At 70.5% G+C, this 631-nt stretch carries 1 protein-coding gene; it reads left to right on the forward strand.

Annotation, left to right across the window (positions count from 1 at the left end; translation table 11 throughout):
- Positions 1-407: 407 nt before the first annotated feature.
- A partial coding sequence (locus tag FK530_RS24760) for a metal-sensitive transcriptional regulator (protein ID WP_146489458.1) occupies positions 408-631 on the forward strand: 224 nt, incomplete at its 3' end.

Below are 631 nucleotides of genomic sequence, written 5' to 3' on the forward strand. Positions count from 1 at the left end.
TGAGGGCGAGTGCCGTGGCGAGGGGAGCCAGGCGGGTGTGGAGGTACGAGGGCGGGAAGGCCTGGGGAACGCGACGGGAGGGATAGAACGACGGCCTCGGACGCGCCATGGTCACCCTCCTCCCGACACTTCAGAGCCCTCACGCGGACTCCGGCACGGTGACCAGCCTATCCATCGCGCCGAATCGCGCGACATGCCCGGGGCTCCACCGCCTGCCGGGCGCACCGCGAGGGCCCCCGGGGTCCTCGCGGTGCACCCGGATGCCCCCCGCCTCCGTGAGGACGACCCCGTGTCAGTCACGGGTCCGGGTCCATGAGGGCGGGCGCATGTGAGCCACGGGTCCCGCCACCTGTTGACCGGAATACCCCACAGGGGTATCGTCGTGCCGACAGCAGGGAGGGGTCACCATGGCCGGGTACTCGAGTTCGACGGAGCAGTACCTCACGCGCCTGCGGCGCATCGAGGGGCAGGTGCGCGGCGTCCAGCGCATGGTCTCGGAGGACTCCTACTGCATCGACGTCCTCACCCAGGTCTCCGCCATCCAGAGCGCGCTCGACTCGGTGGCCCTCGGCCTGCTCCAGGACCACATGAACCACTGTGTGGTCGACGCGGCCAAGCGCTCCGACGAGGA

Origin of the sequence: Tsukamurella conjunctivitidis (assembly GCF_007858475.1) — a bacterium.
Classification (GTDB): domain Bacteria; phylum Actinomycetota; class Actinomycetes; order Mycobacteriales; family Mycobacteriaceae; genus Tsukamurella; species Tsukamurella conjunctivitidis.